This is a genomic window from Xylanibacter sp., from assembly GCF_057607445.1.
Map to the genome: position 1 here is coordinate 288,926 of NZ_DBLZAX010000001.1, position 26,303 is coordinate 315,228.

Here is a 26,303-nt window from a genome sequence, read left to right on the forward strand (position 1 = left end):
AAGGGCACATATTGCATTGCGAAAGACGGCAAAATGGAGACTAAAACACGGCCTATCGCACCATGAAAGGTATGCTTTTATGCAGGATGATGACATAAAAAGTTTTTCTTAAAAACTCGTCACTCGTCACAACATCACATAAGTTCCTGACAGACAGATGCTTATAGCGTGACGAGTTGCAGTTTCAACTCGTCACATCCAGGCTGAAGATGCCATTTTAGCCGAACTTAACAAGGAAAACACCTGCTTGAAGTCAACCAAAATCAGGAAAAAAATAATATTTTGTCCTTTATTGAGCATGATGTGATGAGTTGAAACTGCAACTCGTCACGCCGTAACATCTTGTTTGTCAGTGTGTTATGGCCGTATGTGACGAGTGATGAGTTTTTTTGAAAATATTTATATAGCAAATTCCTTTTATTTTTTCTGATTTCGGTTGACTTCAAACAGACCTTTCTCTGATTAAAGTTGACTCCGTTTAGATTTAAGGCTGTTATTGGCTTGCTTGTTTTCTGCCGGTATGGCAACAAGCCGCTATCGGCAGACATAGATGTTAAGTTCGGGGCATTTAGATGTATGCGTAGGGCGAGCAGGCAGATGCCGAAAGCCTGTATTATTTAATGCCGTAAGGCCTTTGTCTGAGACTTATGGCAGTGAAACAGGAGGCGGTGTATATAAAAGCACACTCCCTGTTGCTGTTATGGCAGGCAACAGGGAGTGCGTATTTTATGTTTCTTGTGCAAAAGATTATTTTCTCATAAATTCTTTTATGCTTTCCTCAGGAATACCGAAGCTAAAGTTGTCGGTAGTACCCAGCTTGGCGAAGTTTACGGCCACCAGATTGCCGTATTCGTCAATCACGGGGCTGCCGCTTGAGCCCTGCAGCGTAGGTATGCTGTAGAGCAGGCGCTGGCCGTCAGACAGCTGCGTAACCTTGCCGCTCGTCATCTGCACCTTTATGCCCTGCTTGGTGTTGGCAAGCACAAGTCCGGCGTTATATCCTATCATATACAGCTGCTGGTCTATCTTCAGCTTGTCGTCGTCGCTGCTTGAGAAGAGGGTTGCCAGCTTGTCGGTGAACGAACGCTCAGAGTCGTCGCCTTTCAGTTTAAATATATATGTATTTTCAGGCGTCTTCTTGTTCTTTAGCTGTATCAGCGCGAGGTCGATGTTCTCTTTGTCAGATGTACGTACCACCACGCACGGATTCTTTATTATGAAGTCGCTTTCGCTGGTTACGTATGTGTTGTTGTAGGCAATGCCCAGTTCCGATATAGTCCTTATCTTAATGCCCTCCGGGTCAATGTTGTCGTCGATGCCTTCGCACGACTGCTTCAGTGCCGTAAACTGCTCGCTCAGCTCAGCCTGTTGCGCGTTTATCTGTGCCAGCCTTTCCTGGTCGGTGTGTATAAATCCGTAGAAGTCGAAGTAAGAGCAGCTGCTCTTCTGGCTCTCCAGCTGGTCATACTGCTGCGACAGTTCCGCCATCTGCTCAGTGAAAAACTGCTTCAGCGTCTTCATGAATCTTATCATGCTGCGGCGTGCCGTCACGGCGTCGATGTCGGGCTGTGCCACGTGGCGGTTGGTCATCAGCGTGCCCTCCTTGTCGATGAAGAATGCCGTACCCGTTATCATGTTGCGGTCTTTCTTGGCTTCCTCAGCGTCGGCCGTCAGTCCGGTTATGTCGCCGTCTTCGTCAAGGCCCTTGAAGTAAAGCGAGTTGCCGTTAGGAAGCTGCACCTCATAGTAAAACTCGTTTAACACCACTACCACACCCGAAGATGTCTCCTTGAACAGCTCTTCGGCAGATTTCTTGTTGCTGCATCCTGCAAATAATATCAGGATAAGGCTTAGCGTGAATAATTTTTTCATAATAAAGGCGTTTTCTTTTACAACTTGTTTTGCCGCCTTTTGCAGCGGGCAGGAACGTATTTAAATGTTTTTTATGGTGAGCAAAGTTAACAAAAATGTCAGTATTTTAAAAATTATTATCAATAAAATTGTGCTACATGCCAAAACTTGTCCGGCTTAGCCATGTCAGTGTTTATCGTTGGTTTACACAAATGCTTTGTCTGCTTGGTTTTCCGCCAATATCATGCTTCCGCCAGAGCATCTGCCTTATTCATATTCCTTTATAACCAGATGCCTCGGCAGCGTTATCACCTTTAGCCGCTTGAACCACACTCTTGCCGAATTGTTGAAGTAGCGCGTCACGTGGCTGCTTATCATGTAGTATTTTAGTGCATATTCGTCCATGTGTTCGGCAAATGCAGCCTTTATTCTTGAGCATTTCTCATTTATGGCGTTGTCCGTGGGATTGACCAGCCGGCTCACGGTCTCGTTTATCTTTTCTATGTCCAGGCTGCCGTTGGTCGTGGCCTTATACAGGCGCGTTATTTCCTCGCTGTGGTCGACGAGGTCTTTAAACTCAACACCTTCGGGATGATTAAGGAAGAACAGATAGAGAGCCTTGTGCACGGGTGTCATTATAACCTCTTTGCCGTAGTCTGTCAGTATGAAGTGGTAGTCGCTTGTAATTCTCAGCCGGCTCAGGCTCGTTTTGGCTGCCTCTATGCGCAGTTCTTCCAGCACAGGCACCGATATGGCACGCAGAAGCAGGTCTGTGCGTCCCATGCGCTGCAGTTCCATTACCATTTTCTTCACCTCATTAGCAATAGCCTGCGCTTTGTCGTTGTTTGTTTCCATGTCATTCACACTGCAAAAATACTTTAATATTTTTATTGTGTAATAATTTTTTTCGGCATTTTTATCTCTGCAAGCCTTGCGCTCTGCTGCGCCTTATATAAAAGATGATTATCTTTGCTGTCGCAAAACACAAGGCATATGGAAGAAAGAAAGTTTGGTACGATAGATTTTGGCGAACCTGTAGACCTGTCGCAGAACATCATCAAGGTTGTCGGCGTGGGCGGCGGTGGCTGCAATGCCGTTCAGAACATGTATGAAGAAGGCATCGACGGCATAAGCTTTGCCGTGTGCAACACCGACAGTCAGCCGCTTGCAAGGTCGGCCGTTCCCGTTAAGCTGCTTCTCGGCAAGCGCGGTCTTGGCGTAGGCGGAGTGCCCGAAAAGGGACGCGAGGAGGCCGAGTCGAGCCTTGAACAGATAAAGAGCCTGTTTGCAGACGAGACAGAGATGGTGTTCGTAACGGCCGGAATGGGCGGCGGCACCGGCACGGGTGCAGCCCCGGTGGTGGCCGGCGTGGCGCGCTCCATGGGTCTTCTTACGATAGGCGTGGTTACCATTCCTTTCTTTTTCGAGAAAGAGAAAAAGATAATAAAGGCCCTTAAGGGCGTTGAGGAGATGCGCAAGAATGTTGATGCGCTGCTCATAGTGAACAACGAAAGCCTGTGCGACGTTTATGCCGACTCGAAGATTCCGGTGAAGGAGGCATTCAAGTATGCCGACAACGTGCTGTGCAATGCCGTTAAGAGCATAGCCGAACTGATAACCGTTGAAGGCAACATAAACCTCGACTTCTGCGATGTGGAGTCGACAATGAAGAACGGTGGCGAAGCCATCATGGCCATCGGGCGCGCCGGCGGCGAGCGCAGGGTGGAGAAAGCCATATTTAATGCGCTCGACTCACCTCTGCTTTACGGCAACGACGTGAGCAAGGCCAAGCGCATACTGCTGAATATATACACCAGCGAGGAGCATCCCCTGCTTGTCAATGAGCTTGAGGAGATTGATGCGTTTATGGACAAGCTTTGGCATAATCTTGACGTTATATGGGGTGTTTCAGACGACAATTCGCTGGGTGAAGATGCCAAGATAGCCATCCTTGCAACCGGCATGGACGACGAAAGCTGTGATTTCTGCCGCACGGAGACAGAGCGCCAGTATTCAGACGATGAGCATTATCATGAGCTAATAAAGAAACTGTATAAGCCTAAGAACAGCAAAATGCGCAGGCCGTATCATGTGCCGGTTGCTGATGTTGCTGAGGCTGATTCGCCGTCAGATGCCATTCTGCCTGATAATGGAGCAGGGCCGGATAGTGAGAATACGGATATGCCGGGCACGATACAGCTTGAAGTAAAGCCATGTGATGAAGAAGCCGTAAAGCCTGCTGCCGAGCCTGTTGTTGAGCAGGCAGAAGAAGTGGTGCATGTTGGCTGTGCAGAGCCGGTCGTAGAGCATAATGACAACGAACAGCAGATAACGGCAAGAGACTTAAAAGGTGTTGAGCCCGGTGTTGATACGCCACAGCGAAGGACCGTGAAGGGCATTGTTGACAAAATAGCAGGAATCATTAACAACATCCTGAAAGAGTAGTCTGTCCGCAAATAATATAATATTGATGCATTGCTAAATTGTAAATGTCGCCAGACAAGGCTTGAATTAAGGGCCTGTCTGGCGGCATTTATGCTATTTTTAAGCTGTATATGATTTTCCGTAAGAGCTGATCTGGCTGCATCCTTCTGCTTTCTGCCGTCATGCTTTTTTGCCGTTGGCTCTTCTTCATTCACACTTTTGCCTCACTGTCTGACGTCATGCCTTGGCCATTCGCTTTTTGAGCCTTTTATACACAATCACCACTGCCGGCACAAGGAACAGGTCGGCGGCTATCCATGCCGTAGGGTCGCCGTAGCATACGCCAAGAAACAGGAATGCCGGAACCAGCCACAGACTCACGCCGCAGCGGGCTATCATCTCCATTACGCCCGAAAGCATTGACAGATTAGAGAAGCCTAAACCTTGCAGACTGTAGCGGAATATGGTGAGAATGCCAAGAACGGGGAAGAAATAGCTTGATATTCGCATGTACATTGCTGCGTTTGATATAATTTCGCTTTCGGTAGATTTTACGAACATCAGCATCATCTCGTCGGCAAAAAGCCCGATGACAATGAGGGTAAACACAAAATAAACGAGCATGATCTTTACTGCCGAAGTCATTCCGAGTTTTATTCTCTCCAGCTTGCGTGCGCCTATGTTCTGTCCGCAATATGTGGCCATGGCCACCCCGATATTCTCAAACACACACGTGAACAGATACTTCACGCGCATTGCCGCCGTAAACGAAGCCACGTAGACCGTGCCGAGGGCATTATTGGCACTTTGCAGCATTATGGTGCCGATGGCTGTGATGGAGAACTGAAGCCCCATGGGTATGCCGTTGTTGAGCAACTTTCCCACCATCTTGTCGTTGTATGCGCGCTCGCGTCCCTGCGGAATGAGTATGCGCATGCGCTTCTTTATGTATAGCGCGCACAGTGCCGAGGCAAATATTTGCGACAGCATGGTGGCGATGCCTGCGCCCTCAACGCCCATGCCGAAGGCGATGATGAGCAGGAAGTCGAGCAGGATGTTGACCACTGAAGAGGCTATCAGAAAGTAGAATGGCTGCTTGGAGTCGCCAAGGGCACGGATGAATCCCGACAGGATGTTATACGCAATGGTGAATGGTATGGCCAGAAAGTTGAGCATAAGGAACAGCCATGCGTCGTGGAATATGTCGGCCGGCGTGTTGACTATCTTCAATATGCGCTCGCAGAATATGCATGTTATCACGGTTATCACAACGGCTATCACAGCCGCTATGCGCAGGGCATTGCTCACGTAGGCACGCATCTTTGAGTAGTCTTTGGCTCCGAACTCCTGCGCCACTGGTATGGCGAAGCCTGCGCACGAGCCGTTGCAGAAGCCCATAATCAGAAACATTATTGATGAAGACGCGCCTACGGCAGCCAGGGCGTTTACGCCTATAAACTGGCCTACGATGGCTGCGTCGATTATTAGATACATCTGTTGCAGTATGTAGCCGCAAATCAGCGGCACCGCAAAGTGTATGATGTCGCGCGTGGGCGAGCCCACGGTCATGTCGTTAATGTTAGCCATAATTCTGTTATCCTTTTTTCGGGGTGCAAAATTATGCAAAAATAAGGAACTGCCGATTACTTTTCGGGTTAAAGTAGTTAAAAGGCTTGTTCCATCATTATAAAAGGCAAGTGTATGGTTTTGCCTTAACGGTGTTTCAGATATATTTGTTTTAAATAATCAGGCGACATTCCGGCCTGAATGAAAGCAGCGGAATGTCGCCTGGTATAGGTGTTGTAGGTTTCTCGTTAATAAGACGTCGTACAGTTTATAGCTGTTTGATAAAACAAGTTAGGCGTATAATTTAAAGCACGTCGAGAGGAGACCTTTTCATCACGAGCGGATAGCGTTCAGGATGTTTCAGGCAGTCTATTTCGAGGTCGACATCCAGTTCCGGCCATTCTATTGCGTTTTTTCCTGCCATTCTGACGTTGAGCGCGCTGCTTATTCGTGCATTGCGAAGCCATGGAACGCGATTGTACGACACAAAGTAGTCGTTGCCCAAGACGGACAGCATCATCCCCTGAGAGTTAATCATCAAGACGCTTACCGATGTGTTCTTCAAATTGTCGTTTAAATTCGTTTCCATATTTCAATACAATTTTAGTGATATTTTTTATTTCTTTGTCGCTGAACCCATAGTTGTTTGCCAGCGTTATGTTGGGTTCCAGCTAAAATTTAGCTTCGTTTTCGGCTTTTATTACATGGACATGCTTCCGTTCTTCCTCGTTGGAATATATCTTGAAGACAAATCCATTTTCCTCTTTAAACTTTGGACTCATACGCCATTTCTTTGTTTACTAAGTAAAGAATATTTTGCGTAAATGCAAGATAATCAGAAACTTTTGCCCATAAACTTATCATGCTTTTCTGCATCATATCCTTTTATGTTATATGCGAGGCGTTGTATGCCTGTATCTTGTCCCTTCGTTAATAAGACGCCGTGCAGCTTATTCCTGCCTCAATAACCCTGTCGCGTATGGCGTCGAGAGTATCGTGAGATGCTTTCAGCAGGTCGTGGTCTGGTGTCTCTCGGTCGATGGTGTATATCATAACCTGCTGCGGCTTGATATCTTTCAATGCCTCGAGCCACGGACCAACATATTTTTCTCCCGTGTTGTCGACGTCTTCGCTGCCGGTCTTGCCGCGCATGAACATCGTCTGAACAATCACGTGGCCGTTGAACGACTTCATGGTCTCTATGATTTTCTTTACGTCATAGGTCTTGCTTACGGGACGGTCCACCTTATTAATATAGTCAGGGTCAACAGTGTCGAGCTTCAGGATGTTGTTGTCCACCTTCAGCAGTGCTGCGTGCACTTCAGGTCTGTCTGCCATTGTGGTGTTGCTCAGCACCGACACTTTGGCCTTGGGGCAATATTTGTCGCGCAGCTCTATGGTGTCGTCTATTATTCCGGCGAAGTGCGGATGCGCCGTAGGCTCGCCGTTGCCTGCAAACGTAAGCACGTCGGGCAGCTGTCCTTCGGCCTTCATCTCTTTGAGTTTTGCCTCAAGCTTCTCTGCAACCTCCTCGCGTGTGGGGCGGCGCAGCTTAGGACGATGGTCGGCATTAAAGCCGCATTCACAATAAATACAGTCAAATGTGCAGACCTTACCGTCTGCCGGCATAAGGTTTATGCCTAGCGAAATGCCGAGACGGCGGCTGTGAACCGGGCCGAATATCGGCGATGGATATATTACTGTGCTCATATATGCAAAGATAGTGTAACCTTTGGTAATAACAAAATAAAAAGCCGTTAAGTCAGCTTTTATTTTTCTTTTGTCAATATCCAGCCGCATTTGCCGTGCCTTTCTTGGCATCTGTTGCTGCTTAAAGTGGCTATGCCGCGTTGCTGAAGAAATAGTTATATTATCTTCTGATGCAGGGCGTCTGCCTGCATGCAGCCGTTGTTGCGGGCTGCGTGTTGCAGAAGCTGTATGCTGTGTATGCAGAAATAAATCTTGTATATGTCTCTTTGAAAGTATTCTTGCAGTTTTATATGTCAATATGATATTCTAAAAATGTACGTTTTGCGGCTCATTCTAGAATGGCAAATAGCCTCCTGCCATGCAGAAACAGGCATATTCAAGTCTGAAATCAAGTCTTTTACATTGCAAAACATGGCCTTTTGCATTTCAGAAAGCATTGTTTTGCAATACGAAATGCATAGGATTACATGCCGAAATACGGCCTTTTATGCTGCGAATGTAGTATATTTCTTCTTTTATAGGCGTGTGTTCGCTGCACACTTTGCCAAAATAAGCTCTTAACCAGCTGATTGTCAGACTACAGCCTTTGCACACTTCTGCCTGCGATATTTGCGTCCAGAGATAAATAATTTTATAATTCCGCAGTATGGAAGCCTTTGCGTAAATCAGAAAGAAAGTCTAATTAGGTAAATGCTTCTCAAAATGTCATGTCGTATAGCCCTGCATACGGCTATATAATAGCCCTAATGCTGTTAATAGTCGTTAAACTGTTGTGAGTGAGAATATTTTTTTGTTACTTTGCACCAAATTAGGTGTGTTATAGCCACAAAATAATGGGTAAAAAAAGAAACAAGACCCGCGTCCGCCACGGACTGCAGGGCATAACTTTATGTATAAGCACCGCGTTGGTGCTGATTTTGTTAGGAATGGTAGTGTTCTCCGTTTTCACGGCGCACAATCTTTCAGCGTATGTGAAAGAAAACCTCACAGTTACGATGATGCTTGGCGAGGATATAACTAATCCGGAGGCACGGCAGTTGTGCAACGACTTGAAGAAACGCCCTTACATAAGTCATCTGACATATATAAGCAAGGAGCAGGCCCTGAAGGAACAGACCGAGGCCATGGGCACGGACCCGAGCGAGTTCTTGGGCACCAATCCGTTTGTCGCTTCGATAGAGCTGCAGCTCAAGGCACAGTATGCCAACAGCGACTCGCTCAAATGGATATCGAAAGACTTGAAGCGCGACTCTAAGGTTACAGACATAACTTATCCGCAGGACCTCATGGACAGCGTGAACACCAACCTGCAGAAAATCAATCTGGTGTTGCTCGTGCTGGCCGTGTTGCTCACGTGCGTGTCGTTCTCGCTTATCAACAACACCGTAAAGCTTGGCGTATATGCGCGCCGCTTTACTATTCATACCATGAAGCTCGTCGGAGCCTCATGGGGATTCATCCGCAGACCTTTCCTCTGTAATGCCATCGGCATAGGACTTCTGGCAGCAGTCATAGCCAACCTCGTGCTTGGCGGAGGCATATATGCCCTGTATACATACGAGCCCGGAGTGCTCACTGTTATCACATGGCAGGTGATGGCCGTTACGGGAGGCTCGGTGTTCGTGTTCGGCATCGTCATCACGCTGCTGTGCGCATTCGTGTCGGTCAACAAATTCCTCAGGATGAAGGCCGGCGACCTGTATAAAATATAAAGTGAATGCTGTTTTTCAGAGGCTGCTTTACGTGGCCTAAGTGGACGGAAAGTTTGTTACACAACAAAAATATAAAACTATAAAATGGACAGAAAGAATTTAGCTTTTGACCGCATGAACTTCATTCTCCTTGCTGTGGGAATGGTAGTTGTCATCATCGGTTTTATCCTTATGAGCGGCGGTGGTACCGACGACAACACGTTTAATCCGGAAATATTCAGCGCAATGCGCATCAAGGTAGCCCCGGTGATATGCTTCATAGGCTTTGTGTCGATGGTATATGCCATAATGCGCAAGCCGAAGGATAACGGAACTGAAAACGAGATTGAATTGGACAACGAAGAGCAAAAACTATAATAAATGGATCTTTTACAGACTATAATTATTGCAATCGTCGAGGGACTCACTGAGTTTCTGCCTGTGTCTTCAACCGGACACATGATTATCGCTCAGGGACTTCTTGGAGTGGAGAGCACTCCTTTTGTAAAGGCGTTCACTGTTATCATACAGTTTGGAGCCATCTTGTCTGTGATATGTCTTTACTGGCGCCGCTTCTTCTATCCCGAGGCGGTTCAGACCGGAACGTCTTACTGGAAGGCCATGTATGACTTTTATGCCCGTCTTGTTGTCGGCGTGCTGCCGGCAGTGGTGCTGGGCTTGGCTTTCAACGACTTCATAGAGTCTAATCTTGGCAACGTTACGCTCGTAGCAGTCATGCTTATAGTTGGAGGTGTGTTCATGCTGTTCTGCGATAAGCTTTTCGGCAACGGCTCAGAGGACACCAAACTTACATATCGCCGTGCATTCATAATAGGCCTTATCCAGTGCATATCAATGATTCCGGGCGTGTCGCGTTCAATGTCGACTATAGTCGGCGGTATGTCGCAGAAGCTGACTCGCAAGGCTGCGGCTGAGTTTTCGTTCTTCCTCGCCGTTCCGACAATGTTCGGAGCAACATGTCTCGAAACCTACAAGCTGATAAGCCATGGCGATGGTTCGCTCCTTGCAACCGGAAATAATCTTGAGATGCTTATCGTAGGTTCTGTGGTGGCGTTCATCGTAGCCATTCTTGCGATAAAGTTCTTTATTAATTATGTAACAAAATATGGTTTCGCAGCTTTCGGCTGGTATCGTATAGTAGTAGGAATCATAATATTAATCTGCATGCTTTGTGGCGTTGACATGAAGATGGCAGACTGAGAAGTGTATGAATTTTACCGAAGGAGAGATAGTATGCATCAACAAGCCCTATCGCATGTCGAGCTTCGGCGCGCTTGCGAGGGTTCGTTATCTTATATCACAGCGTCTTGGAGTAAAGCGCGTAAAGACCGGTCATGCCGGTACGCTCGACCCTCTGGCCACAGGAGTCCTGATACTCTGCACGGGCCGTGCCACCAAGCGCATTGACGAATTGCAGGCCCATACCAAGGAATATACGGCCACGCTGCAGCTGGGTGCAACCACGGCAAGCTATGACATGGAGCATCCCGTAGACGCAACTTATCCCACTGAGCACATCACGCGCGAGCTGATAGAGGCCACGCTGCCCAAGTTTGTGGGCGAGATACAGCAGGTGCCGCCTGCTTATTCTGCCTGCAAGGTCAACGGCGACCGCGCATACAAGCTTATGCGCAAGGGCCGCGACGTGGAACTTAAGCCGAAGACTCTGCGCATCGACGAGATAGAACTGCTCTGGTTCGACCCCGAAAAGATGCAGATGAGCATCAGGGTGGTGTGCGGCAAGGGCACATACATAAGGGCGCTGGCGCGCGACATAGGCGAGGCACTTAATAGCGGAGCCTATCTTACGGCACTATGCCGTACGCGTGTAGGCGACATACGCATAGAAGACTGCATAAAGCTCGACGACGTTCCGGCGTGGCTTGAGCAGCAAACAATAGAAGATAAATTAACCGAGAATATTTAAGATATGAAACTGTCACAATTTAAGTTTAAGCTCCCTGAAGAGCTGATAGCCCTTAATCCGCCATATCACCGTGACGAGTGCAGGCTTATGGTGGTGCACCGGGTGTCTCAGAAAATAGAGATGTACAAGAAAGACGAGAATGGTGAGCCGTTGAAAGACAAGGACGGCAACCCCGAGTATCTCGACTTCCGCAATGTTCTTGACTATTTTGATGAGGGCGACGCGTTCATATTCAACGATACAAAAGTTTTTCCTGCACGTCTGTACGGCACAAAAGAGAAGACCGACGCTAAGATAGAGGTGTTCCTTCTGCGTGAACTTAACGAGGAGATGCGCTTGTGGGACGTTCTGGTTGAGCCGGCCCGCAAGATACGTATCGGCAACAAACTGTTCTTTGACGAGAGCGGAAGCATGGTGGCCGAGGTTATCGACAACACTACAAGCCGCGGACGCACGCTGCGTTTCCTTTACGACTGTCCTCACGATGAGTTCAAGCACGACCTCTACGCACTCGGAGAGGCTCCGCTGCCGCATTATATCGTAGACCGCCGTCCGGCAACACCTGAAGACATAGACGACTTCCAGTGTATCTTTGCCAAGAACGAAGGCGCTGTTACGGCTCCTGCCTCTGGTCTGCATTTCAGCCGTGAGATGATGAAGCGTATGGAGATTAAAGGTATCGACTTCGCATTTATCACTCTCCACTGCGCTTTGGGCAACTTCCACGACATCGAGGTTGAAGACCTCACCAAGCATAAGATGGACTCAGAGCAGATGTTTATTAGTGCGGAGGCATGCAAGACGGTTAACAATGCCAAGCTTGCAGGACATCATGTTTGTGCCGTAGGCACAAGCGTGATCAAGGCCACTGAGACGGCTGTGGGTACAGACAAGATGCTGAAAGAATATGAAGGATGGACTAACAAGTTTATCTTCCCGCCTTATGAGTTTGGCGTAGCCGACTCTATGATAGCCAACTTCTATCATCCGATGTCAACGCTGCTTATGTCAACTGCTGCTTTCGGCGGTTATGACGTCGTGATGGAGGCCTACAACCTGGCTGTGAAGAACGGATATAAGTTCGGATGCTACGGTGACGCAATGCTCATCGTAAACGACTGATAAATAAGAAGTAAGGATTAAGAAGTAAGAGGGCTTGCCGCAAAGGCATCTTTTCTTGTTTCTTAATTCTTACTTTCCAATTCTAAACTTTTTATTTCTTAATCCTTAATTCTTGCTTCCTAATTGCATACGGTTTATTTTTCTCTTGGTACAAATTTAGGCGACCGCAAACATAACGTAAGGCGTGCCGTTGATCTTATCGGTGAACACATTGGTAGGGTAGAGCGTGTTTCGTCTCATTACGAAACCGAGCCGTGGGGCTTTTCTTCAGACAATATGTTTGTCAATGCAGCTGTATGCGTGTCTACTCAGCTGAGTCCGCGTGCCGTATTGGAAGCTACGCAGGCCATAGAGCGTGACATGGGGCGCACGGTAAAGTCGGTAAACGGTCAGTATCACGACCGCATAATAGACATCGACATTCTGCTGTATGATGATATAAAGGTGGATGAGCCTGATTTAAAGATACCGCATCCGCTTATGCATGAGCGCGACTTTGTTATGAAGCCGCTGCGCGAGATTCTCGGATGAGCAGGCAGAGCCGGGTCATCATACAAACACACATTATTATAATAACCGCATTCAGGCAGCCATAATTTGGTTGTCTGTGTTTTTATGTGCAGGTACGCGCCTGAATGGGCACCGGCATGTAACTTGCAGCCTTATAGCACAGAAATGCTATTAACAGCTATGTCAATGCCGTGGCTGTATGTATATGGGAGGTTGGCACGTTATAAAAAGCTAAGTCCCGAAACCGTTTAGTAACAGTTTCGGGACTTCGTGTTTCTTTTAAGCTTTGTTTGCGCTTTCTTAAATTAGCGGCGCAGACCAAGAGCTTTAACTATTGCACGGTAGCGGTTGATGTCGCGGTCGTACAGATAGTCGAGCAATGCACGGCGCTTACCTACCAAGATAGTCAGTGATCTTGCAGTAGCGTGATCCTTGTGGTTCTTCTTCAGGTGCTCTGTCAGGTGTGAAATACGATAAGAGAACAGAGCTATCTGGCTCTCTGCAGAACCTGTGTCAGCGTTAGACTTTCCGTACTTGCCGAAGATCTCTTGTTTTTTAGCTTGATCTAAATACATTGAATTTTTTTGTTTTAAATGTTTTGTGATTACATCTTTCTGATGCAGCGCGCCGCTGTGAGGGCGTGAACATCATCAAATGCATCGGATTCTCCGAAATCGGGTGCAAAATTACAAATAAAAAGTTATATATAAAATTTTTTCAATGCTATTTTTGTTAAAGATGCACGGGTTTGATGTTTTTTATAATTTTAGATGCGCATATTGGCCTAAATGATAAATATTTTTTACCTTTGCATATGTTTGTTATGACGGCTAATTGATATTTCTTATATAAAATTTAAGCTATGATTAAGGATATATTGATAATGGTTTTATTGTTTTCGTTCAGCTTGCTCTCTAATGCTCAAAATAAAGCTATTGATGAACTTGCCAGCCAAAAGAGCCTGATGAGCTATAATTTAGGATTGTGTAATGCTGACGGATTCTCCAAATATATAGCTGATACTTATAAAATAGATACAATTGCAGACATTGATATAGTCTTGATGGGTATTGAGGATGAACAGGACAATTATAATCTTGTTGATAATCGCGCATATAAAATTGGGCGTAGTCTGAAACCTATGATAAAGGAAAAGATGAAACAGGCAAGAAATATGTTTGACTTTTTTAGTCCTCTTATACCGGAAAATATTATAGATGAAGAGTCGTATATAATGGGTTTCTGTGACGGCGTAATATCTGGAAACAAAGGAAATGTGCCATTTGAGAAAGCATGTAATAAATATCTTGGATGGGTTGAAAAGATAAAGACCTTATACTATGAAGCGCTTTATAGAAAGAATAAGGACTATAGTGATGCTTTTATGGAGAACAACAAATATAGTTCAGACGTAATAGTCTTGCCCTGCGGCGTTCAGTATAAAGTGTTAGAAGTGGGGCATGGAGACAAGCCAACCATGAATTCTACTGTAAACGTTGAATACAAAATGTGGGATGTGGTTAAAGATATACTACATGACAAAGGAGTGCACGAGTTTAAATGTTCCAGCGTAATAATTGGTCTGGGGCAGGCCCTTGTCAATATGCCGGAAGGCTCTGTCTGGGAGGTATACATACCTTATAATTTGGCTTATGGAGCTTATCGTGGTGGAAAACTTGAGCCTTTTATGGCATTAGTTTTTCAAATTAAGCTGAATAAAATAGTAGAAAAATAAAGATCGTTTCATGTCATTAGTCTTGCAGCTGTATTTTAGCTGTCTAATATTCTTTGTATAAATGTGTGTTTTGCCCATGTTATGCATATTATTTGGATATTAATGTTTTACATTCATGTAAAAAACAATTGCTAATAAAATATGTTACGAAAAAAATGTGTAACTTTGCACCTGACTTTTAAGGTATTAGTATGCAAGATATCAGAAACATAGCTATTATTGCCCACGTAGACCATGGTAAGACCACACTTGTGGACAAAATGATGTTGGCCGGTAACTTGTTCCGTGACGGACAAGACTTGAGCGGCCAGGTGCTCGACAGCAACGACTTGGAGCGTGAGCGAGGTATAACCATTCTTTCTAAGAACGTTTCGATAAACTGGAAAGGAACCAAGATAAACATTATAGACACTCCGGGACACTCTGACTTCGGAGGTGAGGTGGAGCGTGTGCTCAACATGGCAGACGGATGTCTGCTGCTCGTTGACGCTTTCGAAGGCCCTATGCCTCAGACGCGCTTCGTGCTGCAGAAGGCTCTTCAGATAGGACTGAAGCCTATCGTTGTTGTCAACAAGGTTGACAAGCCCAACTGCCGCCCTGAAGAGGTTTATGAAATGGTGTTCGACCTTATGTTCTCTCTTAACGCCACCGAAGACCAGCTCGACTTCCCCGTTGTTTACGGAAGTGCGAAGAACGGCTGGATGGGTGAGGACTATAAGAATCCTACAACAGACATCACATATCTTCTTGATAAAATCGTAGAGGTTATCCCTGCGCCTAAGGCTCTTGAGGGCACGCCGCAGCTGCTTATAACCAGTCTCGACTATTCAAGCTATACAGGCCGTATTGCCGTGGGACGTGTTCACCGCGGAACTCTCACTGAGGGAATGAACGTGACGATAGCTCATCGCGACGGCTCTCAGGAGAAGACCAAGATTAAGGAGCTTCACACCTTTGAGGGTATGGGCCACGTGCGCACCGACAAGGTGAGCAGCGGTGACATCTGTGCCATCATAGGATTGGAGAAGTTTGAAATCGGCGATACAATATGCGACTTTGAAAATCCGGAGCCGCTGCCGCCTATAGCCATCGACGAGCCTACAATGAGCATGCTCTTCACCATCAACGATTCGCCGTTCTTCGGCAAGGAGGGCAAGTTTGTTACCAGCCGCCACATCAACGACCGTCTGCAGAAGGAACTCGAGAAGAACCTTGCGCTGCGTGTAGCTCCTTTCGAGGACTCAACGGATAAGTGGATTGTAAGCGGACGTGGTGTGCTGCATCTGTCAGTGCTTATCGAGACCATGCGCCGCGAGGGCTACGAGCTCCAGGTTGGTCAGCCGCAGGTAATTTATAAGGAAATCGACGGCGTTAAATGTGAGCCTATCGAGGAACTTACTATCAACGTGCCTGAAGAATTCTCAAGCAAGATGATAGATATGGTTACACGCCGCAAGGGCGAGATGACATCAATGGAGAGTCAGGCCGACCGCGTGAACATTGAGTTCGACATACCGTCGAGAGGCATCATCGGTCTGCGCACCAACGTGCTCACCGCAAGCCAGGGCGAGGCCATCATGGCACACCGCTTCAAGGAGTATCAGCCTTACAAGGGCGACATCTCACGCCGTATTAACGGTTCGATGATAGCCATGGAGACAGGCACTGCCTATGCCTATTCTATCGACAAGCTGCAAGACCGCGGCAAGTTCTTCATCGATCCGGGTGAGGAAGTGTATGCCGGCGAGGTTGTGGGCGAGCATGTTCACGACAACGACCTTGTGGTAAACGTGACAAAGGCAAAGCAGCTTACCAACACACGTGCCAGCGGATCAGACGACAAGGCACGCATCATCCCGCGCACAGTGCTTTCACTTGAGGAAGCTTTGGAGTACATCAAGGAAGATGAGTTTATAGAGGTTACGCCTAAGAGCATGCGTATGCGCAAGATTATTCTTGACCACAACGACCGCAAGCGTGCCAACAAGCAGTAAATAAGCTTTACTATATCAACATAAAGAGTCAGGAATTAAGGAAAGCGTGTCCTTCTCTGTATTACGGGCAGGTTTCCTTTATTCTTGACTTTTAATTTTTAAATTAGACGTTTACTATGAAAAAAACTTTATTCAGTTTCTTTTTGCTGATGTCAGCATTATGTGTCAGCGCGCAGATTAAGATTGTCGACATGACCGACTCCAGTACGGTGCATGCCGCAAGTGTGTTTATTTCGGGCAACCGCTGCGTGGGCGTTAGCGGAGCCGACGGCCTTTTGCCTCTGCCAAAGGGATATAAGGGCAAGGTGACGGTTAATCATATCAACTATTATGAAAAGGAGTTTCTTGCAGATACTGTCAGCAACGGCGTCGTGATGCTGAAGCCACGTGCATACGCAATACCTGAAGTCGAGGCCATGGTTGGCGAGCCTGATTATCTTGTGATATCTGCCTATTGCAGAGCATATATATATACCGATTCTGTGCCGACTTCTTTTCGTGAGGGACTTTATGACTATTATTTGCCTATCGGCAGTGTCGGTTCCGAGGAACATCCGAGCCTGTCATCTCTCCTTGAGAGACTTATCGGCAAAGGAAGGGTGAGATGCAAGACGCGTTCGGAGAAAAATGTACGCAAAGAGGGTGAGAGTTACTATTCTTCATTGCCGCTTTTAAGCTGGTATTACATGCTGCTTGATCGTTTGCCAAAATCAGACATTGTTACAGACAAGGCTTCTGACAAGGTCGTATCCCGCGGATGGAAGGGTAGTGTCTTAGGACTGAAAAATGATACAGTGAATAAGACGTTTACTGCATATTGCGACAGTGCGTATACCGGAGCGGACAGTCTTACAGTGAAATTCTTTGGATATAAGGTTCGCTTTATAGGCTGTAAAGAAGGCGAGGTGTACAGCACAAAGTATGGTCAGCCCAAGCTCAGCAGTCTTTTGAGGCGTTATTATTATTTGAACGCAAAAGGCAAAGCACCGGGAAAAAATCCAATGACACCTATTGATATGTATGAGGAGCTTTATGTCACCGGCGTGAGATATGCCACCAAGGCAGAAAGGAAGGCTGCCATGAAGGACAAAACTGCCGAGCCGCTTGTTGTTCCGGCTGATGTTCCGCCGCTCAGCAAGCCGCTTGAAGAGGCCGTAAGTCAGATGAAACCGTAAAAAGTTTTCTTAAAAACTCGTCACTCGTCACAACACTGTATAACTTTCTGTATTGCAGTATGTTACGGTGTGACGAGTTGCAACTGCAACTCGTCACACCATGCTTAATTAAGGACAAAATATTATTTTTCCTGATTGAGGTAAACTTCAGGCAAGTGTTTTTACTGGTTAAGTTCGGCTAAAATGGCATCTTCTGCCAGACTGTGACGAGTTGAAACTCCAACTCGTCACGCTATAAATAATTGCCTGTCAGGGTTTTATGCTGGAATGTGACGAGTGATGAGTTTTTTGCGAAAACTTTTTATTCTATCACTCTTTGCAAAACATGCCTTTTCGGCCTGCAATATGCCGTGTTTTGCTTTCCAATATACCATATATTATAAGGTGAAAGGATACAAGTTTTATTTTATGCAAGATTTTGCATAAACCTGAATATTTATGTAAAATGTAATGATATGAATCATCATGTTTTAACTCTTTTGCCGGATTCTCTTGCCGCTTATTTTGGTGTTCTGAAAGTAATGGTATGTGTTCCGTATGTTTTTTAGCAAAAATAAACATATTAAGAAGTTTTGACTGTAAAGGTCAAAGTGTGCTTAAATCATTTAGTAATATTTATGGCCGAAAATGTGTCTAAAGTTGTTGCCGATGTATTTATTTGAGAGAAAATAATGCAGACGCTTTAGTTTTTGTAATATAATGTAATGCAGGATATGTGTGATTATATAGACTGTGCATTGAAAAACATTTACAAAAGATGTAGTATGTATGAATTTAACATTGAAATTTGGGGAAATTTCTTTGATTTTTGCATTGCCCGTAGGAAATAATTCATACATTTGTATTTGGAAGCTCTGTAAGAGCCGCCACAGGTTCTTACATTTTTATTAATTAAATATTCATTTCTATGAAAAAAACGTTTATTCCGATGTTTCTTGCGTTAGCCTACGGAGGGCTCACAGCAGATGCGCAGACCACCAGTCTTGTGGTCAATCCCGCATCGCAGGCCTCTGAGAGCAAGTCATACTTGCTGACGGATATCGCAAAGATAACATTTGGCGACCATGGCATGGAGATTAATGGTACGTCAGGAACGAAAGAGACAATCTCCTTTAGCGACATTATGAGCTTGAAATTCACTTCTGAAGGCACCGGCATTGAAGGTCTGCCTGCCGCAGAAGATTCTTCTCTTGTGCCTTATTACCGTGGAGGAATGCTCGGTGCCGACGGATTGCAGGGCGGTCAGGCTGCCCGCGTAAGAGTATGCGATCTGAGCGGCAGGGTTATCATAGCAAAGGAGAACTGGGACGGAACTCCTATCAGTACAAGCGCCCTTACAAAAGGTGTATATCTGTTCAGCGTAAATAAAAAAACAATTAAATTCATGAAATGATGAAAAAACTTTTTACTACAATCATATTGGCCATCGTGGCTGTAATGGGCTATGCCCAGACAAATCCTAACCGTATGTTAGTGACCGACAAGACAGGCAACACTAAAGGTTATCTCGTAGAGCGTATCGACAGCGTTTCGTTTGTTTCGCTTGAGGGCCGCGTTGCAGCCGATGTAGAGTATAAGGGCTTTTACAGCGGAGCCACCGGCGACACCGTTGCTTTGTCTGTTACACGCACGCCTCAGTGTGTAGGTTTCAAGATTGCGTGTCTGTCTAAGATTCGTGCGGACAGGCTTACGTCTGAAGCTGCTATTGCAAATTATCTTGACAATAGTGATAACGAATTCTTGTTCCAGGACTTTGTAGACGGCAGACTGCACGGATTCGACTTTGCTTTCAAGCCAAATGCTGAGTATGCAATCATTACTGTCGGATACGACCAGTATCAGATTCCTTGCGGAGCAACAAGAACAAACTTCACCACACCGAAGAAAGACCTTGTTGGCGACTGCTCTATCAATTATACCATTGACGAGGTTACCACAAGCGACATAACAGTAACATTCAAGCCAGGATCAGGCGTTGCCGGTTATGCTGCACTGATGTTCCCTGCAGGCACTGCTGAGGAGAACTTCGAGATGATTGGCGCGATGTTCGGATTTGAAACTTTAGGCGACTATGTTAAAGGAATGGGCTTGAACAACACAGGTGAGGCTACTAACACATGGGGCAAAAACAGTCCGGGAACAGACTATGAAATCTACGTTCAGGCATGGGACGTAAACGGCACTTTTGCTGATATGGTAATAATACCGGTTTCTACTAAGAAACTTGGAGGTGAAGGTGTTGCACAGATGGAAATCACTATCGGCGAATTCGGCGGTAACGCTCAGACTGGTTATTATCAGGTGGTTACATATACTCCTAATGATCAGACCTCTATGCACCGTGACATGTTGATTGAGAAGGATGCTTATGATAAAGAATGGAATGAGGATATGATCTTAGAGTATCTTAAGGCCGATAATCCTATGGATCCTTATTGGAACCAGTTTGGTGTAGACGAGGCTTCGTGGACGGCTGACCCGAACACTTCTTACATTGCCTTCTCTATCGCCCAGAATATCAATGAAGAATGGGGACCTCTTGCAAAGAAAGAGTTTACAACTCCTGAGGCACCTGCATCACAGAAGAAGCAGTCGGCTCCTGTAATGAAGCGCAAGATGGTCAAGAACGTTATTTCTGGCAGCAACTCTGTTCCTATGGTGAATCTTACAAAGGCTTTGAAGGCTTCTAAGGGTAAGGTTACAATGACCGGAAAATAATTAGGCAACAAGAGCAATGCCTGTAAGTAAGCCTGTTTGCCGGGCTATGTCATGCAGGCAGTGCCAATAATAAATCTGCAAGATATGGTGTCTGTTGTGATGCCTTATCTTGCAGATTTGTTTTGTATGTATGCAGTTTATGTCGAGTCTGATGCCGTTGGCGTATGACACATTTTCGATTACAGCGGAGCGCCGGAGGTGTTGCGGTCAATAGCCGGCTATGATGTTTGCTCGTCATATAGAGCCATGCGTGACATAAGACTTTGCCGGGCATGTTGTTCCCGAAATATTTTCACGCTTTTGCATTATATCATTTCCTGCACAACATCACGTCTGCGTTTATCCCGTGGCGGAATTATTGTCCGCCGGAAGCGTTGCCTCCTCCGCCGCCTTTCACGTCGTCGTTGCTTATCGAGCGGGCAGCCTTCTTCACGCTTGCTTTCAGTTCGCCTATGCGGTAGCTCAGGCTTATGCCGAAGCGCTGGTTGTCGTATTTTGAAACAGACTTCTGTATAAAGTCGGTGCTCGATGTTGTGTTCTTATACTCCATATATTTTTTCAGGAAGTTGCTGGCAAAGGCAGATATCGTGAGCCGCTTGTTCAGGAACGACTTGTTGATGTTTATGCCGTAGTTTGTATAGCTCGTGCCGCGTCCCTGCAGCGTGATGCCCGGTGTCATCGTGAACACGTTGAGGCTTATGCGCCATTCTTTTGGCAGCGACTGCTGTATGCCTCCTGACAGATACATGTTCCAGCCTCTGTTGCTGAGGTCTTTGCCGTCGGAGAAGTATTGCCACTGGCCGTTCATGTTGGCATATATCCTGGTGCTCTTTGTCGCGTTCCAGTTTACGTATGCACTCAAGGCTGCCGACCGTGTCTTGCCGATGTTCTCGTAAGTGGAGTAGAGCACGTCCTTGCCTGTTGGGTTCTGTAGTCCGGCTATGTTGTTGTCGTTCACCATTGTCGTCAGCCTTTCTATGCTGTTGTTGGTGAACGAGTAGCGCATGGAGAGGTTAAGGCTCAGCTTTGACGTAAAGTTGCTGTAGCCTATATTGAACGAGTGGCTCTTCTCACTTTCCAGGTTAGGGTTGCCCTGGCTGAGGTTTGACGGGTCGGTGTTGTTCAGGTATGGGTTCAGATACCATATTCCGGGGCGGTAGATGCGCATGCTGTAGCCCAGTTTTAGATTAGACATATCCGTAAGCCTGTATCCTATCGTGGCCGAAGGCACAAGGTCGTTGAAGTGCTTTCTGAAGTCATCGCCCTGTCCGAGCAGATATTTCACGTCCTGTATGGTGTGTTCATATCTTGCTCCGAGCCGTCCCGACCATTTCTTCACCTTTATCTTGTATCCCAGATAAGCCGCTATGATGTCGTTCTCATGTTTATAGTGAGAGCTTTGCTCCGTGTCGTAGACATATTCGCCGCCGTCTTCGGCAGGCTTTATGTAGCGGTCGTTTTCCGAGCTGTTGTTTCTTATTATGTATTTCATTCCGCCTTCCACGGTGTGCATCTTGCCTATAGGTGTGGTGTAGTCGACCTGAAACGTGTGTTCGGTCGACCGCTCACTGTTGTCGCTGTATTGGTTTTCGAGCCTGCTGATATAGTCTTCCCATCCGTTGTCGGCACTTATTTCGTCGTAGTCAGTATAGTAGTCGCTCGCATCAGGGTTGGTGTTTATTTTGTATGACAGCGTCAACATGCGGTCTTTCACCTTGAAGAGTCTCTGATAGTCGATGCCGCCGTCTATTGATTTCCATGAAGAGTTGCTCCTTCCCATGGCTGAGTAGCCGTATAGTGGGTGGCCGTCCAGCGGACTTGTTCCTGTCATTTCCGACATGCTGTTGCCCTTGTTGCCTCCGCCCCATAGGCCCAGTGACATGGTGACAAGCCTAAGCGAGTCTATTTCGTAGCTTGCCTCGATGCTTCCCGACTGAAAGTTGCCGTGGCTCTTGTTTTCCGAGCTCGATGCCATGTTCGACGCGTCGGCGCTTATGTTATCTTCTGTAACCGTGCGCGAGCTTTCGCTGTAGCCAGTCCTGTTGCCGTCGTAGTTGTAGTTATAGCGTGCGCTCACCGTCAGCTTGCCCGACTTTATCGTGCCGAACAGGCCTCCGCCGGCTCCGCGGTTGCTCACGTTGCCGTTCAGGGTGAGCGTGTATCCCTCTATGCCTCCGCCTATGGTTACGATGTTTAGTATGCCGCCCACGCCTTCGGCGTCATATTTAGGTCCCGGGTCGGTTATCACCTCTATCTTCTTTATGCTGTTGGCCGGCATGCTCTTCAGTACCTCTTTCGGATTCTTGGTCATCATGTTGTTGGGCCGTCCGTTCACATATACCTTGAACGAGCTGCTGCCGTTTACGGTTATGTTGTCTTCGCCGTCTACTGTCACCAGCGGCACCTTGCGCAGCATTTCTATTATCGAGTTTGACTTTGAGTCGGGATCTGATTCTATGTCGTATTCAATTTTGTCAATGTCGGCCTTCACAAGCGGCTTCTGCATCACAATCTCAACGCCCTCCAGTTCGTTCTTGGCGTCAGTGATGTAGAGTGTGCCCAGGTCTATAGCCTTTTTGCCTTCTGTCACGCTGAAGTTTCTTGTTATGGCTTTGCGCCCTATGGAGCTTATGGTTATGACGAAGCTGCCCTTTCCGCTCATCGTCTCGCTGAAGCGGCCGTCTTTGTCGGTTACGGCCATCTTTACGGCCTTGCCGGGCTTTTCTTTTCTGGTTATGCTTATCGTGGCGTATGGTTCGCCCTCGCGGCTTATCGAGTCAACCACCGTTCCGCTGACCGTGAACTTTTGGTCTGCAACTTGTCCCATTGCTGCCGGCATGGCTGCAACGAGAGATAATAAAAGGAGCAAAAGTGTTTTCATAACAGGTGTTCATTTTTTCTTTCTGCAAAGAAACTAATAAATTTAGTTACACACAAACGCTACGTGTTAATAAAACCAAATATGGGGCATTTAAGCCGTAAATCTCTCGTCTTGACAGCTAAATGCCGGCAAATCGTTGTTTAGTGCCTTATGCCTTTATTGATGTGTGCTTTTCCCTGCATCCGTGCTCTCCGCATCGGTTTGCGGAAGGCGCTGATTGGCTATATGCATCAAGCCCCCGGCCTATGTAAAGGTCAGGGGCTTGTTGTATGCGGTGTGGCTTGCTGCCGTATGCTTTGCTGCATAATGCGCCTTGCTGCGCAGTGACGGTCAGGTCGTGGAGTCTTCGACTGCTGTCAGTGCCAGTATCCGTGTGGCGGTTCGTCCTTTTTAGGCGGTTTCGGGTGCTTATGCTTTTTCTTCTTTGGCGGTTTCGGCGGCTTGTGATTGACGTGCTTGGGATGCGGCCCGTGCGGAGGGCGTGTCGTTACGCACGATGTCGTGCCTAAGCCGATGAACAGTGCGATTGTAGCGATTATTATTGTCTTTCTCATGGTAAAAGTTTTTGTTTCTTAATAATAAGACGTTGCAGCATGGCTGTTGGTTTAATGCCGGAGACAGAAAAACTGTCAAATATTTGTGCTTTGTAGTCTTGTAGCCATTACTTTATGGCATCATGGATATAAACAAAACTCCGGCAGACAGCGGTGGAGCAGAGCCATGTGCTGCTCTCTGCCAGTTGTCTGCCGGAGTCAGGCGTTATACAGCCATGCATGTCAGGTATAATGTTGCTGTGAGCATTGTCCTGCCTGCGTAGCCTGCTGCTCTATGTCCTTTTTATGCGCCCGGCTGCGGCCTTTGTTAGCCATGAGCCTGAGCCGGGCGTCGCTTCTGTCATTTCTTTATCCTGTATACTCTGAAGGTCATCGGGGCAATCTCGTCCTCAATCACAGTGCATTTTTTGCCTGCCTTACATGTAAGCGTGCCCGTCTTAGGTACAATCTTTTCGGGCTCATCTAAAGTGTTTTCGGCATCCATGTCGGTGCAGGTCAGTGTGGTTGTCTGTGCCGTCCTTTCGCCCTTCATGCCTTTAAGGTTGACGCTCACGGGCTGTGTGGTCTTGCCTGTGTTCACAACTTTCACAATCACCGAGCCGTCACCGTTGTCTGCTGCTGCGCTGGCATACAGTCCGGCCTGTCCCTGCTGTCCTGCCACAGGCTTACCGTTCATGGTCAGCTTTAGCACGTTGGTGCCTTTGTTGCAGGCATACATCTGCTGTACGTAGTAGCTTACCGACTTGAACATGCGTGCGTTGTCGAACCATATCAGGTCGGGGCGCCACTGCCATGCGTCAACACGTGCAAAGAGCGGAGCGTAGGTGGCCATGAGCACCACGTCGGCGTTGCGTTCCAGTCCGGTCATGAAGGCAGCCTCATATAGTGATGTCTCATAATGGTTCCATTTCTTTCCGTCGCCGTGGCAGGCATATTCGCCGGCAAACACCTTCGGGCCTTTGCGGCTGTAGCTGTCGTATCTCATGCTGCTGTTGCGGAACCACTCTTCCGATTTGTAGTAGTGTTCGTCTACGAGGTCGACACCAATCTCTCTCATGGCCTTCCATCCGTGTTCAAACATCTCGCCCTCGGGCGCCGGTCCGCATGTACCTATAATCTTTATGTCGGGATATTTCTCGCGTATAGCCTTGACGAACGGCGGCAGACGCTTGAAGTAAGGCTCTTCCCACTGCTCGTTGCCCACGGCTATATATTTAAGGTTGAAGGGTGCGGGATGCCCCATCTCGGCGCGCTTGCGTCCCCATGTAGTGGTGGTGTCGCCGTTGGCAAACTCAATGAGGTCGAGGCAGTCCTGTATGTATGGCTGTAGCTCGCTCATAGGCACGTTGGCGCTGTCGTCCTTGTTCTGAAACTGGCATGCCATGCCCACGTTGAGCACAGGCAGCGGCTCGGCACCAATGTCTTCAGACAGTTGGAAATATTCGAAGAAGCCCAGTCCGTAGCTCTGATAGTAGTCGGGACTGATGCGGCTCTTCATGGCATACTGCCAGCGGTTTTCGTTCACGGGGCGGTTCTCTACGGGGCCTATCGTGTTCTTCCACTGATAGCGTGTCTGCAGGTCGGCGCCCTCAACGATGCATCCGCCCGGAAAGCGGAACACGCCCGGGTGCATGTCGGCCAATGCCTGAGCCAGGTCGGCCCTCATGCCGTTCTTGCGGTTTTTGAATGTTTTTACGGGGAAGAGGCTTACGTGCTCGAGACACACCGGAGCCTTGCCGCTGAGCAGGATGCGCAGGCTTGCTTCTGTGTCGTTCTTGGGCGACTTCATTATCAGTTCATATTTTTTCCATTCTCCAGATGTTATCTTCAGTTCCTGTGTTACGAAGGCCTGAGGTTCGCTGTCGGTCAGCTGGTCTATAAGTTCCACCTTTATGCCGCCTTCGCCCTCGGCTGCCTTTGCCCACAGCGTCAGTCTGTAGTCTTCGCCCTGCTTTAGGCTTATTCCGCCGTAGCCGCTGTTCTGCATTCCGGTCAGACGGTCTGCGTGTCCCGGCCATGCCAGCTCAACGTAGTGAGGGCAGCGCTCAAAGGGGCCGTCGTCTTTCACGTTGACGTTGCCAAAGGTTGTCCATCCTGTCAGGCTCTGTTTGAACTCGAACGAGCGGTTTACCAGCATTTCGCCGTAAAGGCCGCCGTCGGCACCATAGTTGATGTCCTCAAAGAAAATGCCATACATTGTCTTCTGTATGGGGGCGCCGTTTTTGCCCGTGTCGACGTCCATCACGCGCGGCTGGGCAAACGATGAGGTCAGCGCCGCAGCAAGTGCCGCAGCACCCGCAATCAGTCTTAAGTTCATGTTGTAAAGATAATGTTATATTGTTTAAGTTTAAAGTGCTGCAAATGTAGTCAAAAATATTTATATGTAGCAAAAAACAAAGTAAAAAGTGCATAAATTACACTTTT

Annotated in this window: 23 protein-coding genes; 13 read left to right on the top strand and 10 right to left on the bottom strand. The window is 47.2% G+C overall.

Translation table 11 applies throughout. From position 1 onward, the window contains the following. Nucleotides 1-747 precede the first annotated feature (747 nt). The gene (locus ACZMIG_RS01200; RefSeq protein ID WP_487888879.1) at nucleotides 748-1,872 is read right to left on the bottom strand and encodes a S1 family peptidase; all 1,125 of its coding nucleotides are present in this window, start codon (nucleotides 1,870-1,872) and stop codon (nucleotides 748-750) included. Nucleotides 1,873-2,118: 246 nt separating this feature from the next. Beyond that, on the bottom strand, nucleotides 2,119-2,706 hold the full coding sequence (locus tag ACZMIG_RS01205; protein WP_021855101.1) for a hypothetical protein: 588 nt from the start codon (nucleotides 2,704-2,706) through the stop codon (nucleotides 2,119-2,121). Between the two features lie 138 nt (nucleotides 2,707-2,844). Here ACZMIG_RS01205 and ftsZ point away from each other — a divergent pair, with 138 nt between their 5' ends. Beyond that, nucleotides 2,845-4,296: a cell division protein FtsZ gene (ftsZ, locus tag ACZMIG_RS01210; protein WP_418874706.1), complete on the top strand. Its 1,452-nt coding sequence runs from the start codon at nucleotides 2,845-2,847 to the stop codon at nucleotides 4,294-4,296. Between the two features lie 216 nt (nucleotides 4,297-4,512). On the opposite strand, the gene ACZMIG_RS01215 is transcribed toward ftsZ, so the two are convergent. From ACZMIG_RS01215 to ACZMIG_RS01230, 4 genes are all read right to left on the bottom strand, one after another. Then, entirely contained in the window at nucleotides 4,513-5,862 is a 1,350-nt protein-coding gene (locus ACZMIG_RS01215; protein WP_053397395.1) for an MATE family efflux transporter, read from the bottom strand. 283 nt (nucleotides 5,863-6,145) lie between these two features. After that, nucleotides 6,146-6,430, bottom strand: coding sequence for a DUF2442 domain-containing protein (locus ACZMIG_RS01220; RefSeq protein ID WP_021855098.1), 285 nt, complete (start codon nucleotides 6,428-6,430; stop codon nucleotides 6,146-6,148). An 82-nt stretch (nucleotides 6,431-6,512) separates the two neighbouring features. Continuing rightward, the gene (locus ACZMIG_RS01225; RefSeq protein ID WP_418874705.1) at nucleotides 6,513-6,623 is read right to left on the bottom strand and encodes a DUF4160 domain-containing protein; all 111 of its coding nucleotides are present in this window, start codon (nucleotides 6,621-6,623) and stop codon (nucleotides 6,513-6,515) included. Nucleotides 6,624-6,771: 148 nt separating this feature from the next. Continuing rightward, entirely contained in the window at nucleotides 6,772-7,551 is a 780-nt protein-coding gene (locus ACZMIG_RS01230) for a radical SAM protein (protein WP_418874704.1), read from the bottom strand. A gap of 833 nt (nucleotides 7,552-8,384) precedes the next feature. Here ACZMIG_RS01230 and ACZMIG_RS01235 point away from each other — a divergent pair. From ACZMIG_RS01235 to folK, 6 genes are all read left to right on the top strand, one after another. Further along, nucleotides 8,385-9,263 (top strand): cell division protein FtsX, encoded by an 879-nt coding sequence (locus tag ACZMIG_RS01235; RefSeq protein ID WP_021855094.1) that lies wholly within the window; start codon nucleotides 8,385-8,387, stop codon nucleotides 9,261-9,263. Nucleotides 9,264-9,347: 84 nt separating this feature from the next. Then, complete coding sequence (locus ACZMIG_RS01240; RefSeq protein WP_021855093.1) at nucleotides 9,348-9,620, top strand: DUF3098 domain-containing protein; 273 nt, start codon at nucleotides 9,348-9,350, stop codon at nucleotides 9,618-9,620. Nucleotides 9,621-9,623: 3 nt separating this feature from the next. Further along, on the top strand, nucleotides 9,624-10,463 hold the full coding sequence (locus ACZMIG_RS01245) for an undecaprenyl-diphosphate phosphatase (protein WP_021855092.1): 840 nt from the start codon (nucleotides 9,624-9,626) through the stop codon (nucleotides 10,461-10,463). A 7-nt stretch (nucleotides 10,464-10,470) separates the two neighbouring features. Beyond that, nucleotides 10,471-11,190 (top strand): tRNA pseudouridine(55) synthase TruB, encoded by a 720-nt coding sequence (gene truB / locus ACZMIG_RS01250; RefSeq protein ID WP_021855091.1) that lies wholly within the window; start codon nucleotides 10,471-10,473, stop codon nucleotides 11,188-11,190. A gap of 3 nt (nucleotides 11,191-11,193) precedes the next feature. Continuing rightward, nucleotides 11,194-12,312, top strand: coding sequence for a tRNA preQ1(34) S-adenosylmethionine ribosyltransferase-isomerase QueA (gene queA / locus ACZMIG_RS01255; protein WP_021855090.1), 1,119 nt, complete (start codon nucleotides 11,194-11,196; stop codon nucleotides 12,310-12,312). A 123-nt stretch (nucleotides 12,313-12,435) separates the two neighbouring features. Then, nucleotides 12,436-12,843 (top strand): 2-amino-4-hydroxy-6-hydroxymethyldihydropteridine diphosphokinase, encoded by a 408-nt coding sequence (gene folK / locus ACZMIG_RS01260; protein WP_487888880.1) that lies wholly within the window; start codon nucleotides 12,436-12,438, stop codon nucleotides 12,841-12,843. Nucleotides 12,844-13,127: 284 nt separating this feature from the next. Here the strand turns inward: folK and rpsO are convergent, their stop codons facing one another. Further along, the gene (gene rpsO, locus ACZMIG_RS01265) at nucleotides 13,128-13,397 is read right to left on the bottom strand and encodes a 30S ribosomal protein S15 (RefSeq protein ID WP_021855088.1); all 270 of its coding nucleotides are present in this window, start codon (nucleotides 13,395-13,397) and stop codon (nucleotides 13,128-13,130) included. A 287-nt stretch (nucleotides 13,398-13,684) separates the two neighbouring features. On the opposite strand from rpsO, the gene ACZMIG_RS01270 reads away from it, so the two are divergent. From ACZMIG_RS01270 to ACZMIG_RS01290, 5 genes are all read left to right on the top strand, one after another. Further along, nucleotides 13,685-14,557, top strand: coding sequence for an FKBP-type peptidyl-prolyl cis-trans isomerase (locus ACZMIG_RS01270; protein ID WP_418874703.1), 873 nt, complete (start codon nucleotides 13,685-13,687; stop codon nucleotides 14,555-14,557). 191 nt (nucleotides 14,558-14,748) lie between these two features. Further along, nucleotides 14,749-16,551, top strand: a complete 1,803-nt coding sequence (typA, locus tag ACZMIG_RS01275) for a translational GTPase TypA (protein ID WP_021855086.1) — start codon at nucleotides 14,749-14,751, stop codon at nucleotides 16,549-16,551. Between the two features lie 116 nt (nucleotides 16,552-16,667). Beyond that, a complete protein-coding gene (locus tag ACZMIG_RS01280; protein WP_418874702.1) occupies nucleotides 16,668-17,726 on the top strand; it encodes a hypothetical protein in 1,059 nt (352 codons plus the stop codon). A gap of 907 nt (nucleotides 17,727-18,633) precedes the next feature. Next, a complete protein-coding gene (locus ACZMIG_RS01285) occupies nucleotides 18,634-19,119 on the top strand; it encodes a T9SS type A sorting domain-containing protein (RefSeq protein WP_125105531.1) in 486 nt (161 codons plus the stop codon). Then, nucleotides 19,116-20,444 (top strand): hypothetical protein, encoded by a 1,329-nt coding sequence (locus ACZMIG_RS01290; protein WP_053397403.1) that lies wholly within the window; start codon nucleotides 19,116-19,118, stop codon nucleotides 20,442-20,444. Before ACZMIG_RS01285 ends, ACZMIG_RS01290 begins: the two co-directional genes overlap by 4 nt. A 355-nt stretch (nucleotides 20,445-20,799) precedes the next feature. Here ACZMIG_RS01290 and ACZMIG_RS01295 read toward each other — a convergent pair whose 3' ends face one another. Beyond that, nucleotides 20,800-23,325 (bottom strand): TonB-dependent receptor domain-containing protein, encoded by a 2,526-nt coding sequence (locus tag ACZMIG_RS01295; RefSeq protein ID WP_487888881.1) that lies wholly within the window; start codon nucleotides 23,323-23,325, stop codon nucleotides 20,800-20,802. Between the two features lie 356 nt (nucleotides 23,326-23,681). Next, nucleotides 23,682-23,879 carry a hypothetical protein gene (locus ACZMIG_RS01300; RefSeq protein ID WP_021855081.1) on the bottom strand — a complete coding sequence of 66 codons (198 nt, stop codon included), beginning with the start codon at nucleotides 23,877-23,879 and terminating at the stop codon, nucleotides 23,682-23,684. Between the two features lie 122 nt (nucleotides 23,880-24,001). Here ACZMIG_RS01300 and ACZMIG_RS01305 point away from each other — a divergent pair, with 122 nt between their 5' ends. After that, complete coding sequence (locus tag ACZMIG_RS01305) at nucleotides 24,002-24,142, top strand: hypothetical protein (RefSeq protein ID WP_487888882.1); 141 nt, start codon at nucleotides 24,002-24,004, stop codon at nucleotides 24,140-24,142. 77 nt (nucleotides 24,143-24,219) lie between these two features. Here the strand turns inward: ACZMIG_RS01305 and ACZMIG_RS01310 are convergent, their stop codons facing one another. Next, nucleotides 24,220-26,196, bottom strand: coding sequence for an alpha-L-arabinofuranosidase C-terminal domain-containing protein (locus tag ACZMIG_RS01310; protein ID WP_487888883.1), 1,977 nt, complete (start codon nucleotides 26,194-26,196; stop codon nucleotides 24,220-24,222). Between the last annotated feature and the right edge of the window lie 107 nt (nucleotides 26,197-26,303).